Source organism: Caulobacter sp. 602-1, from assembly GCF_003931565.1.
Lineage (GTDB): Bacteria > Pseudomonadota > Alphaproteobacteria > Caulobacterales > Caulobacteraceae > Caulobacter.
Genome location: NZ_RRYI01000006.1, coordinates 230,529 through 242,142 on the forward strand (window position 1 = coordinate 230,529; position 11,614 = coordinate 242,142).

General features: G+C 67.7%; 12 protein-coding genes. 7 read left to right on the forward strand and 5 right to left on the reverse strand.

Translation table 11 applies throughout. From position 1 onward, the window contains the following. Window positions 1-2: 2 nt before the first annotated feature. Genes sufB through EIK80_RS18495 form a run of 3 tightly spaced genes read right to left on the reverse strand, consistent with a single transcriptional unit; the run spans window position 3 to window position 3,084 of the window. Window positions 3-1,472 (reverse strand): Fe-S cluster assembly protein SufB, encoded by a 1,470-nt coding sequence (gene sufB / locus EIK80_RS18485; protein WP_125158485.1) that lies wholly within the window; start codon window positions 1,470-1,472, stop codon window positions 3-5. Continuing rightward, window positions 1,472-2,611 (reverse strand): cysteine desulfurase family protein, encoded by a 1,140-nt coding sequence (locus tag EIK80_RS18490; RefSeq protein ID WP_125158486.1) that lies wholly within the window; start codon window positions 2,609-2,611, stop codon window positions 1,472-1,474. Before EIK80_RS18490 ends, sufB begins: the two co-directional genes overlap by 1 nt. Next, window positions 2,608-3,084, reverse strand: a complete 477-nt coding sequence (locus EIK80_RS18495) for an Rrf2 family transcriptional regulator (RefSeq protein ID WP_125158487.1) — start codon at window positions 3,082-3,084, stop codon at window positions 2,608-2,610. Before EIK80_RS18495 ends, EIK80_RS18490 begins: the two co-directional genes overlap by 4 nt. A 181-nt stretch (window positions 3,085-3,265) precedes the next feature. On the opposite strand from EIK80_RS18495, the gene EIK80_RS18500 reads away from it, so the two are divergent. After that, window positions 3,266-3,916 (forward strand): alpha/beta hydrolase, encoded by a 651-nt coding sequence (locus tag EIK80_RS18500; RefSeq protein WP_125158488.1) that lies wholly within the window; start codon window positions 3,266-3,268, stop codon window positions 3,914-3,916. Window positions 3,917-4,053: 137 nt separating this feature from the next. Beyond that, window positions 4,054-5,334, forward strand: a complete 1,281-nt coding sequence (locus tag EIK80_RS18505; RefSeq protein ID WP_125158489.1) for an NAD(P)/FAD-dependent oxidoreductase — start codon at window positions 4,054-4,056, stop codon at window positions 5,332-5,334. 4 nt (window positions 5,335-5,338) lie between these two features. On the opposite strand, the gene EIK80_RS18510 is transcribed toward EIK80_RS18505, so the two are convergent. Then, window positions 5,339-6,445 carry an anhydro-N-acetylmuramic acid kinase gene (locus EIK80_RS18510; RefSeq protein ID WP_125158490.1) on the reverse strand — a complete coding sequence of 369 codons (1,107 nt, stop codon included), beginning with the start codon at window positions 6,443-6,445 and terminating at the stop codon, window positions 5,339-5,341. 42 nt (window positions 6,446-6,487) lie between these two features. Between EIK80_RS18510 and EIK80_RS26445 the strand changes: the two genes are divergently transcribed. The 5 genes from EIK80_RS26445 (at window position 6,488) to EIK80_RS18530 (ending at window position 10,370) form a co-directional block, all read left to right on the forward strand. Further along, entirely contained in the window at window positions 6,488-6,538 is a 51-nt protein-coding gene (locus tag EIK80_RS26445; RefSeq protein ID WP_024265744.1) for a hypothetical protein, read from the forward strand. Between the two features lie 93 nt (window positions 6,539-6,631). Then, entirely contained in the window at window positions 6,632-7,969 is a 1,338-nt protein-coding gene (gene tyrS / locus EIK80_RS18515; protein WP_199743534.1) for a tyrosine--tRNA ligase, read from the forward strand. Window positions 7,970-8,045: 76 nt separating this feature from the next. After that, the gene (locus tag EIK80_RS18520; RefSeq protein WP_125158492.1) at window positions 8,046-8,507 is read left to right on the forward strand and encodes a peroxiredoxin; all 462 of its coding nucleotides are present in this window, start codon (window positions 8,046-8,048) and stop codon (window positions 8,505-8,507) included. 242 nt (window positions 8,508-8,749) lie between these two features. After that, window positions 8,750-9,901, forward strand: a complete 1,152-nt coding sequence (locus EIK80_RS18525) for a peptidoglycan DD-metalloendopeptidase family protein (protein ID WP_125158493.1) — start codon at window positions 8,750-8,752, stop codon at window positions 9,899-9,901. After that, window positions 9,882-10,370, forward strand: a complete 489-nt coding sequence (locus EIK80_RS18530; protein WP_125158494.1) for a polymer-forming cytoskeletal protein — start codon at window positions 9,882-9,884, stop codon at window positions 10,368-10,370. Before EIK80_RS18525 ends, EIK80_RS18530 begins: the two co-directional genes overlap by 20 nt. 75 nt (window positions 10,371-10,445) lie before the next feature. On the opposite strand, the gene prfB is transcribed toward EIK80_RS18530, so the two are convergent. Further along, a protein-coding gene (gene prfB / locus EIK80_RS18535) for a peptide chain release factor 2 (RefSeq protein WP_125158495.1) occupies window positions 10,446-11,568 on the reverse strand; the annotation gives its coding sequence in 2 pieces (ribosomal slippage) (window positions 10,446-11,498 and window positions 11,500-11,568; 1,122 coding nt in all). Window positions 11,569-11,614: the final 46 nt, after the last annotated feature.

Below are 11,614 nucleotides of genomic sequence, written 5' to 3' on the forward strand. Positions count from 1 at the left end.
CTTTAACCGACTGATCCTTCGAGAGAAATCGCCACCAGCTTCTGGGCTTCGACGGCGAATTCCATGGGGAGTTGCTGCAGCACGTCCTTGACGAAGCCGTTGACCAAGAGGGCCACGGCCTCCTCTTGGCTTAGGCCGCGTTGCTGGCAGTAGAAGAGCTGGTCGTCCGACAGCCGCGTGGTGGTGGCCTCGTGCTCGAACACCGACTGGCCGTTGCGGGCCTCGATGTAAGGCACGGTGTGGGCCGCGCAGGTCTTGCCGATCAGCAAGCTGTCGCACTGGGTGAAGTTGCGCGCGCCCTTGGCCTTCGGGTGGGCCGAAACGAGGCCGCGATAGGTGCTGGTCGACTTGCCGGCGCTGATGCCCTTGGCGACGATCCGCGACTTCGTGTTGGCGCCCAGGTGGATCATCTTGGTGCCGGTGTCGGCCTGCTGATGGCCGTTGGTCACGGCGATCGAGTAGAACTCGCCCGAACTCCCCTCGCCGCGCAACACGCAGGACGGATACTTCCAGGTGATGGCCGAGCCGGTTTCGACCTGGGTCCACGACACCTTGGAGCGGTCGCCGCGGCAGTCGGCGCGCTTGGTCACGAAGTTGTAGATGCCGCCCTTGCCGGTCTCGGGATCGCCCGGGTACCAGTTCTGCACGGTCGAGTACTTGATCTCGGCGTCGTCCAGCAGGACCAGCTCGACCACGGCCGCGTGCAGCTGGTTCTCGTCGCGCATCGGGGCCGTGCAGCCCTCCAGGTACGAGCAATAGGCGCCCTTGTCGGCGATGATCAGGGTCCGCTCGAACTGGCCGGAATCCTTGGCGTTGATCCGGAAATAGGTCGACAGCTCCATTGGACAGCGCACGCCCGGCGGGATGTAGACGAACGAGCCGTCCGAGAAGACCGCGCTGTTGAGGCAGGCGAAATAGTTGTCCGAGGTCGGCACCACGCTGCCCAGGTACTGGCGCACCAGTTCCGGGTGTTCGCGGATCGCTTCGCTCATCGAGCAGAAGATGACGCCGACCGCGGCCAGTTCCTTCTTGAAGGTGGTCACGACGCTGACGCTGTCGAACACCGCGTCCACGGCGTAGCGCGGCGCGCCTTCGACTCCGGCCAGAACCTCTTGTTCCTTCAGCGGAATGCCCAGCTTGGCGTAGACGGCCAGGATCTCGGGATCGACCTCGTCCAGGCTCTTGGGACCTTCCTTGGTCGAGGGCGCGGCGTAGTAGTAGCTGTCCTGGTAGTCGATCTTGGGGAAGTTCACCTTCGCCCAGGTCGGCTCCTCCAGCTCAAGCCAGCGGCGATAGGCTTCCAGCCGCCAGTCCAGCATCCATTGCGGCTCGTCCTTCTTGGCCGAGATGAAGCGGACGATGTCCTCGGAGAGACCCTTGGGGGCGAACTCCTGAGCGATATCGGTCGTGAAGCCGTGCTCGTACTTCTCGAGCGCGGCGACGGTTTCGACAGTTTCCTTGACCGCGGCCACTACGCCACCTCCCGGCGCCGTGCGCCGATACGCTTCCAGGCGGCGAGCCAGGCGTCGCCGCACTTGTTCCAATCGTCTTCCGTGCTGGCCCAGCCGCCGCTCACCCGCAGAGCGAACGGGGCCAGATCGGACCGGCCCATGGCTTCCACCACGCGGCTGGCCTTGACCTTGCCCGACGAGCAGGCGCTGCCGGCGCTGACCATGACCCCGGCCAGGTCCATGTTCATGACCTGGACCTCGGAGCCGAAGCCCTCGCCGGCGAAACACAGGGTTTGCGGCAAACGGTCGGCGCCCTCGCCGAGCACGACCGCGCCTTGCGCCTTGAGCCGCTGGGCCAGGGCGTCGCGCCAATGGGCCTGTTCGGCCATTGAGGCAAGGCTGTCGCGGGCCACGCGGGCGGCCGCGCCAAAGCTGGCGATGCCGGCGACGTTCTCGGTGCCGGCCCGGCGGCCGCGCTCCTGACCGCCGCCGTGCTGGCGACGGCTGACGGTGGCGCGGGTTCCGGCGACAAGCGCACCGACGCCTTGCGGGCCGCCCAGCTTGTGGGCCGACAGCGCCAGGGTGTCGGCGCCGAGGGCCGAGAAGTCGACGGCGATCTTGCCGGCCGCCTGGACGGCGTCGACGTGCAGGAGCCCCTCGGCGGCGCGGACCAGGGCCGAGGCCTTGTCCACAGGCTGGATCACGCCGGTCTCGTTGTTGGCCAGCATCAGGCAAACCAGGGTCTTGCCCGGCTTTTCAAGCGCTTGCGCCAGCCAGTCGAGATCGACGATCCCCAGGCTATCCACAGGCATGACTTCCAGCGGGAGCCCGGACGCCTTGGCGGTCTCGGTCACCGCGTCATGCTCGATGGCGCTGATGATGATGCGCTGCACGCCAGCGATCTTGGCGCTCTCGATAGCCAGGGCGTTGGCTTCCGTGCCGCCACTGACGAAGGTCACCGAGCCGGCCGGCACGCCGACCAGGGCCCCGACCTCGGCGCGGGCGCGTTCCACCAGGTCGCGCGCGGCGCGGCCGGCGGCGTGGACCGACGAGGGATTGGCCGGACTCTCCAGGGCGCTCAGCAGCGCTTCCCGCGCCTCCGGGCGCATCGGGGCCGTGGCGTTGTAGTCGAGATAGACCGATGCGCGGGACATGCTCACTCGGCCGCGATCTCCATCGGACGGCCCATCGGGCCGCCTTGAGGGCGAAGCTCGCCGTTCAGCACGTCGGCCACCGAGACCGAGGCCAGATAGCCATGAATTTGACGGCCCATCTCTTCCCACAGGCCATGGGTCATGCAGCGCTCGCCGCCGGCCATGCAGCCCTTGGCCTGACCTTTGTTGAAATTGCAGCGGGTGGCGCGGAGCGGCTCGTCGACCGCCAGCACGATGTCGGAGATGAAGGTCTCGCCCGAGCCCTTGGCCAGGCGATAGCCGCCGCCGGGGCCTCGAGCGCTGATCACCAGGCCCTTGCGGCGCAGGCGCGCGAACAGCTGCTCCAGGTACGACAGCGAAATCTGCTGGCGCGCGGCGATCTCGGCCAGGGCCACGGCGCGACCCTCGCTTTCGTCCTGGCGCTTGGCCAGGTCGGTCATCGCCATGACCGCGTATCGACCCTTGGTGCTCAGGCGCATCGCCTTACCCCTTGCAGATTCCGCGCGCATCGGCTTTTGCGTGTGCTACAAGCCGCGACTTCGCGCGCGGGCCCTATAAGCCCGCGACTGGTTGCGATTTAGGAAGACCAAGCGCAGTAGTCAAGTATTCTGGCGATCCAATCGTCGGATGACAGGCCGCTCGCGAGCTCAAGGGAACGACATGCCTGATGTGATTTTGACCGGCGCGTCCGGGCGGATCGAAGGTCGCTATTCTCCGGGCAAGACCGAGACGGCGCCGATCGCGCTGATCCTGCACCCCCACCCGAAGGCCGGCGGTCACATGAACCACCCGGTGTCGGTTCAACTGTACCACCTGTTCATGAAGCGCGGTTTCGCGACCTTGCGCTTCAATTTCCGCGGCGTCGGCCGCAGCCAGGGCGAGTTCGACGCCGGCATCGGCGAGCTGGCCGACGCGGCCACCGCGCTCGACTGGCTGCAGACCAGCAACCCGGCCGCCAGCCAGACCTGGGTCGCCGGCTTCGACTTCGGCGCCTATATCGGCATGCAGCTCCTGATGCGTCGCCCGGAGACGGACGGCTTCATCTCGGTGTCGCCGCCGACCAACATGTACGACTTCAGCTTCCTGGCCCCCTGCCCGGCCTCGGGCCTGTTCCTGACGGGCTCGGCCGACACCATCACCCCGCCCGTCGAGGTGGAGCGCGTGGTCACCAAGCTGCGGACCCAGAAGGGCATCACGATCGACTACGAGGTCATCGACAAGGCCAGCCACTTCTGGACCGAGCACCTGCCCAGCGTCGAGAAGAGCGTCAGCGAGTATCTCGACAAGCGTCTGGCCGAAAACCCGATCTAGGCGAGCCTACCGGTTCGAATTCCAGGCCTCCCTCCGGGGAGGCCTTTTTCGTTTGTGCGACGTGGCGGAGCGGCGATGGCGTAACATCGGTCACGATCCTATGTTTTCACTGATTGATGAATATCAGGGACGCGGTGATGCACTATGACATCGTCATTGTCGGCGGCGGCGCCGGCGGACTGGAACTGGCCTCGCGGCTGGGCCGCAGGCTGGGCGGCCGGCACGGCAAGCGCCGGGTGCTGCTGATCGACCGCTCCAGCTTCCACATCTGGAAGCCGACCCTGCACGAGGTGGCGGCCGGCACGCTGGACGTCCACCAGGAAGGGATTTCCTATTCGATCCTGGGCCGCTCGAACGGCTTCAACTTCCTGCTCGGCGAATTGGCCGCCTTCGACCCGGCCGCCAAGCGCCTGACCCTGAAGCCCATCACCGACGCGGACGGCCAGTTGCTGGCCCCCGAGCGGACGATCACCTTCACCTTCGGCGTGCTGGCGATCGGCTCGGGCTCGAACCTCTTCGGCACGCCCGGCGCCGAACGGGCGCACCTGCTGGAGCGCACCGAGGACGCGGAGGCCTTCCACGCCCGGCTGCTGGCGGCCTTCACCAAGGCCTCGTTCTCGCCCGACAAGATCATGCGCGTGGCCATCGTCGGCGGCGGCGCCACCGGCGTGGAGCTGTCGGCCGAGTTGATCGAGGCGCATCGCGAGCTGCTGGACAGCGTCGGCGACGAACAGCGCTTCCGCCTGGACATCACGGTGGTCGAGGCCGCGCCGAGGATCCTCAACGGCCTGCCGCCGAAGATCGCCGACAAGGCGACCTTGGCCCTCGAGCGCAAGGGCGTGGCGGTGAGAACGGGCGCCAAGGTGCTGGCCGTCCACGCCGACCGGCTGGAGACCAGCCAGGGCGACATTCCGGCCGACCTGATCGTCTGGGCCGCGGGCGTCAAGGCGGCCGAGGCCAATACCGGCTTTGGGCTGGAGACCAATCGCGGCAACCAGTTCGTGGTCAACGACCACCTGGAGACCTCGGCCCCCGACGTCTGGGCCCTGGGCGACTGCGCCGCCGCGCCGTGGAAGGACGGCAAGACCATCCCCGCCCGCGCCCAGGCCGCGCACCAGCAGGCCAGCTATCTGGAGCGAGCGCTGATCGCGCGGCTGCACCAGGGCCGGATCGACGCGCCGTTCGTCTATCGCGACTTCGGCTCGCTGGTGTCGCTGGGCGACAACAAGGGCGTCGGCGCGCTGATGGGCGGGCTGGGCGGCCCGAACTTCTTCGTCGAAGGGCTGATCGCCAAGTGGGCGTACATGTCGCTGCACCTGGACCACCACCGAGCGATCCTGGGCGTGGGCCGCACGGCGACCCTGGCGCTGGCGCGCCTGCTGCAGCGGAGAGTGTCGGGACGGCTGAAGCTGCACTGACTCCTTAGGGCTGGACGATCCTTCCGCCCGTCATCGCCGCCTTCACCCCCGTCGTCCCCGGGAAGCTGATCGGCAGCCCCCTGGCCGTCCGCGCCGCCAGGTAGGCGAACGCCTCGGCCTCGATGCTGTCGCCGCGCCAGCCGTGCGCCTCGGCGGCCCGCACGGGGACCGGCGCACGCTCGGCCAAGGTCTTCATGATCGCCGGATTGTGCCGGCCGCCGCCGCAGACGATCAGGGCGTTGGGCGTTTCGCCGCCTTGGGCGAAGGCGCGGAATACCCCCTCGGCGGTGAAGGCCACGAGGGTCGCGGCGGCGTCCTCAGGCGACAGGTGCGCCACCGGCTCCAGAGAAAAGTCGTAGCGGTCCAGGGACTTGGGGACCGGCGCATCGAAGTACGGGCTCGACAGCAGAGCGTTCAGCGCCCGTTCGTCCACGCGGCCGACCGAGGCCAGCTTGCCGTCCTCGTCGAAGCGGGCGATGCCGCGCGCCTGCAGCATCAGGTCGATCATGCCGTTGCCCGGACCGGTGTCGAAGGCCAGCAGGGCTCCGTCCGGACCGATCAGGGTGATGTTGGCCACTCCGCCGACATTCAGCGCCGCGACCGGCGCGGCCAGGCCCGAGGCCCGAGCGCGGGCGGCGTGATAGATCGGCGCCAGGGGGGCTCCCTCCCCGCCGGCCGCCACGTCCGCCGTGCGGAAGTCGAAGGCCACCGGACGGCCGCTGACCTGGGCCATACGCTCGGCGTCCAGCAGTTGGACCGTCCGTCCGATACGATCGGCGGTCGGCCGCTCGTGCAGGACCGTCTGGCCGTGCACGCCCAACAGGTCGAAATCGCTCCACGACAGGCCGTGCTCGGCCTGGAAACTCTCGGCCGCGTGCAGGTGCTCGTCGGCCACGGCTCTGCGCGCCTCGTCGAAGATCGCCGGCTCGGGTTCGCCGCGCGGCCAGGCGCGGGCGATGTCGGTGGTCTTGAGCAGCAGATCACGAGTCGCCTCGCGCAGCTTGCGCTCGCCCGCCGGGCCGAAGCCCTGGATGTCTTCGCCGTCGGTTTCCAGCACCGCCATGTCGACCGCGTCGAGCGAGGTGCCGGTCATGAATCCCAGGATCTTCATGGAGACGTTGACTGCCACGGGCGGCAAACGGTAGCTAGACCCATGATCGACGCTTTCGTCCTGGCCCGCCCCTATTACCGCCCGCTGCCATAGCGGGAGGCTGACCAGACACGTCGCCGCCCCGCCTCGCCGGGGTCGCTCTCATCCAGTCGATCATGCGCTCCGGCTCCCGCCCCGGAGTTTGAAATGAAACCCTCACATTCCCTCGATTTGGCGGACCTCGCCGTGCTAGACGGCCCGCCAAGTCAATCAGAGAGTCGAACCATGTCCGCCGCGCCGTCCTTCAAGTCGGAGTTCCTGCGAACCCTGGAGGCGCGCGGCTACATCCATCAGATCACCCACCCGGATGAGCTGGACGCCGCGGCCGCCGGCGGGATCATCACCGCCTATATCGGCTTCGACGCCACGGCCCCGAGCCTGCACGTCGGCAGCCTGATCCAGATCATGATGCTGCGCCGCCTGCAGCAGGCTGGTCACAAGCCGATCGTCCTGATGGGCGGCGGCACGACCAAGGTCGGCGACCCGACCGGCAAGGACGAGAGCCGCAAGCTGCTGTCGGACGCCGACATCGCCGCCAACATCGCCGGCATCAAGCAGGTCTTCGCCAGGTTCCTGACCTTCGGCGACGGCCCCACCGACGCCATCATGGTCGACAACGACGCGTGGCTCAGCAAGTTCGGCTACGTGCAGTTCCTGCGCGACTACGGCGTGCACTTCACGGTCAACCGGATGCTGGCTTTCGACTCGGTCAAGCTGCGGCTTGAGCGCGAACAGCCGATGACCTTCCTCGAATTCAACTACATGCTGATGCAGGCGGTGGACTTCCTGGAGCTGAACCGCGCGCACGGCTGCGTGCTGCAGATGGGCGGTTCGGACCAGTGGGGCAACATCCTCAACGGCGTCGAGCTGACCCGCCGCGTCGACCACAAGGCCGCCTTCGGCCTGACGACGCCGCTGCTGGCCACCGCCTCGGGCGCCAAGATGGGCAAGACCATGGCCGGCGCGGTGTGGCTGAACGCCGAGCAACTGAGCCCCTACGACTACTGGCAGTTCTGGCGTAATACGGAGGACGCCGACGTCGGCCGCTTCCTGAAGCTGTTCACCGACCTGCCGCTGGAGAAGATCGCCGAACTGGAAGCCCTCGAGGGCGCCCAGATCAACGACGCCAAGAAGGTGCTGGCCGACGAGGCCACCCGCATGGCCCACGGCGAGGAGGAGGCCCGCAAGGCCCGTGACGCCGCCGAGAAGGCCTTCGAGCAGGGCGCGCTGTCGGCCGACCTGCCGACCTTCGAGGTCCCGGCGGCCGAACTGGAAGCCGGCGTCGTGCTGGCGGCCCTGTTCGCCGACGCGGGCCTGGCCGGTTCGCGCGGCGAGGCTCGACGCCTGGCCCAGGGCGGCGGCCTGAAGGTCAACGACAAGGCCGAGGCCAGCGCGGACCGGGTGATTACCTCGGCGGACCTCGTCGAAGGCGTCGTCAAGCTGGCCGCCGGCAAGAAGAAGATCGTGTTGGTGAAGCCCGTTTAGTTATCGGTTGATTGTGCTCCCGGCCCTGGCGTAGCCAAGGGCCGGGGCGACCCTTTCCCACCTGGAGACGCGTTCGATGCTGCAGCCCGGCGACAAGGCCCCTGATTTCGACCTGCCGACCGACACCGGCCGCGTCAGCCTGGCCAGCCTGAAGGGCAAGAACGTCGTCCTCTACTTCTATCCGAAGGACGACACCGCCGGCTGCACGTCCGAGGCCCTGCAGTTCTCGTCGGAAGTCGAGGAGTTCCAGAAGCTGGGCGCGGTGATCGTCGGCGTGTCCAAGGACAGCGTCGCCTCGCACGCCAAGTTCCGCGCCAAGCACGACCTGACCATCGCCCTGGCCGCCGACCCGCTGGGCGACGTTGTCGAGGCCTATGGCGCCTGGGTCGAAAAGAGCATGTACGGTCGCAAGTACATGGGCATCGACCGCTCGACCTTCCTGATCGACCGCGAGGGCGTGATCCGCGAAGTCTGGCGCAAGGTGAAGGTGCCCGGGCACATCAAGGCGGTGATGACCGCCGCCAAGGCCATCAAGTAGGCCTTAATTCTGCTCCGCCGAGGAACCCGTCGGCCACCGAGGTGTTGTATCGGCGCCTCTCCGTGTGACCTTCACGCCGGAATACAGCCTTAACGTTTGCTCCGGATGGTCAGGAAACGTTAAGGATCGAGGCGCAATGTTACTTTTTTCGAGTCGCGCTCTCTTGGGGCGCGAAGAGCCTTGCGCCTTTCCGCTTTCTCGTAGCATATCGCCCAGACCTGAAACGGGGGGTTTCTTGGGCGATGGCGATCAAGCGCTTTAAGCGACTGCGGCACTCTCTCGAAGCCCTATTTCCCGAACGGCACATCTATATCCGCTCCGGCGGCGAGATGCGCGGCTACGTCTTTTCCACGAACAAGCAGCTGCTGGGCGCTTCCGTCGTCGCCATCACCGCGCTGTGGATGGGCGTCTGCACCGCCTCGATGGCGGTCAACGCCCTGGCGGTCAGCTCGACCGACCAGCAGGTGATCCGCCAGAAGGCCTATTACGAGCGCCTGAACGCGGACCGCCAGGCTCGCCTGAACAGCGCCGTGGCCCAGTTGTCGGCCACCAACGGCTCACTGGAAGACCTGGCCGCCTCGGTCGAGAAGCGCCACGCCGCCCTCGCCCTCCTGGTTTCCGACTTCAAGGGCGTGCCCGGCGCCGCCCAGGCCCTGACGGTCGCCAAGCCACGCCTGCTGGCCGCCAGCCCCGTGCAGCGCATCCAGGCCACGCGGATGGATCAGGAGCGCCTGATCGACGCCGCCGAAAGCTTCGCCAAGAGCCGCGCCGAGCGCCTGCGCCTGGCCATGCGCATGGCGGGTCTGGACGCCGGCAACTTCACCGGCCGCGGCGTATCGCTGGGCGGCCCGCTGATCGAAGCCAAGGATCCGCGCGCCCTCGCCGCCGTCCTCGACGTCGACGAGGAGTTCGCCAGCCGCATCCAGCACGCCGCCAACGACATGTCGGACATGCGCAGCCTCGGCGCGGCGGCCAAGAAGCTGCCCTTCTACCGTCCGACCGGCAATCCGGCCCTGTCGTCCAGCTACGGCGTCCGTTTCGACCCGTTCACGCACCGACCGGCCTTCCATTCGGGCCTCGACTTCCCGGGCGCCTATTACACCCCGATCATGGCCACGGCCCCCGGCGTCATCTCGTTCACCGGTGTCCGCTCGGGCTATGGCAACACGGTCGAGATCGACCACGGCGGCGGCTTCAAGACGCGCTACGCGCACCTGGCCACCATCGGTGTCCGCGTCGGTCAGCGCGTGACCATCGGCAGCCGCGTCGGCGCCATGGGCTCGACGGGCCGCTCGACCGGTCCGCACCTCCACTACGAAGTCTGGGTCAACGGTAAGGCCCAGAATCCCAATCGTTACTTGAAGGCTGGTGAGTATGTTCAGCAAGCAAGCTAAGTCGGGCTCAAAGACCTCGGCTCGCATCGAGCCCCTGCCGACCCCGATGGCGGCTCCCGCCGAGCAAGCCCGCCGCGCGCCGCCGAAGGTGGCGTCCCTGCTGTCGGCCGACCTGACCATCGAAGGCAGCGTCACCGGCGAAGGCGAGCTGCAGATCGACGGCGTGGTCAAGGGCGACGTTCGCGTCGGCCGCCTGACCGTCGGCGAGACCGGCCATGTCGAGGGCGGCGTCTATGCCGAGGCGGTGGAAGTGCGCGGCCGCGTGGTCGGCGCGATCACCTCCAAGCAGGTTCGCCTCTACGGCACCTCCTACGTCGATGGCGATATCACCCACGAACAGCTGGCCATGGAAACCGGGGCCTTCTTCCAGGGCCGCAGCCTGAAGTTCCAGCGCCCCGCCCCGACCGTCCAACCGGCCCCGCCGCCGGAGCAGTTGGCCATCGCCCAAGCCAAGCCCGTCTCGGGCTGACGCTTCGCGATAGGCTTCGGATACAGGAACGCCCCGGATCGCTCCGGGGCGTTTTCGTATTCCGAGGCGCGGACCTTAGCCTTCCGTCGCGCCGCGCGTGGCGCCGACGCGTTGGGCCAGAGACGCGCCCATGAAGGCGTCCAAGTCCCCGTCCAGCACGCCTTGGGTGTCGGAGGTCTCGACGTTGGTCCGCAGGTCCTTAACCATCTGGTAGGGCTGCAGGACGTAGCTGCGGATCTGGTGACCCCAGCCGATATCGGTCTTCTGGTCTTCCAGCGCTTGCTGGGCGGCTTCACGCCGTTGCAGCTCGGCCTCGTAGAGACGGGCGCGCAGCATCTTCCACGCTTCTTCGCGGTTCTGGTGCTGCGAGCGCCCGGCCTGACAGGCCACGGCGATGCCGGTCGGGATGTGCGTCAGACGCACGGCCGAGTCGGTCTTGTTGATGTGCTGACCGCCGGCGCCGGAGGCCCGATAAGTGTCGGTGCGCACGTCGGCCGGGTTGATCTCGATCTCGATCGTGTCGTCGACCACGGGATAGACCCAGGCCGAGGCGAACGAGGTGTGGCGGCGGGCGCTGCTGTCGTACGGGCTGATGCGGACCAGGCGGTGCACGCCAGCCTCGGTCTTCAGCCAGCCATAGGCGTTCGGCCCCTTGACCAGCAGGGTCGCGGACTTGATGCCGGCCTGGTCGCCGTCGGTCTCTTCGATCAGCTCGGTCGTCATGCCATGGGCGTTGGCCCAGCGCGTATACATGCGCAGCAGGATGCCGGCCCAGTCGCAGGACTCGGTGCCGCCGGCCCCGGAGTTGATCTCGATATAGGCGTCGTTGCCGTCGGCCTCGCCCGAGAGCAGGGCCTCGAGTTCGGCGCGACCCGCGCGTTCCTTGATGGCCTTCAGCTGGGCGCGAGCGTCGTTCAGGGAGTCCTCGTCGGACTCCATCTCGGCCAGTTCGGCGTATTCCAGCGCGTCCTTGAGGTCGCGCTCGATGCCTTGCACGGCCTCGACCTTGGCGGCCAGGGCGGCGCGTTCGCGCGACACCGCCTGGGCCTCGCTCGGACGATCCCACAGGGTCGGGTCTTCGACCCGGGCGTTCAGCTCATCGAGCTTTCGGAGGGCGACATCCCAGTCAAAGACGCCTCCTGAGCAGTCCAATGGACTGCTCGATGTCAGCCGCGGCGGCCTCGACATCCGGTCGCATCACGTTACTCCGTGACAATGTTGAAGGGCGCGGGAAATAACGCGCG